Genomic DNA, 243 nt, shown 5'->3' with positions numbered 1-243 from the left:
ATTCTTGTCCGGGAGTTGCGCAAATACTCCAGCCGCGCCCGGAAATACTCTCTCAAATGCTCAGGCTGTTCTCTGACGACAAGCTCAGCGACCACCGGCATCGCCAGCCTTTCTTTATAGACCACGCCTGAAGCAACCAGGTCAATGGCCACTTTATCCTGCTCTTCTTTAGTTGTTGCCGCCAGATTCAGTCCGGACATCACATCCTCCGACAGAAATGGAAACCGGCTGTAAGTGTACGCC

Annotated in this window: 1 protein-coding gene; it reads right to left on the bottom strand. The window is 53.1% G+C overall.

What is annotated here, in order from left to right:
• A partial coding sequence (locus AC1RPG_RS08940; RefSeq protein WP_481762631.1) for a DNA polymerase III subunit theta occupies positions 1-200 on the bottom strand: 200 nt, incomplete at its 3' end.
• Positions 201-243: the final 43 nt, after the last annotated feature.

The sequence above is a fragment of the Dellaglioa sp. CoH-57-MRSF-18 genome, assembly GCF_056781995.1.
This window is presented reverse-complemented; position numbering and strand designations above follow the sequence as displayed.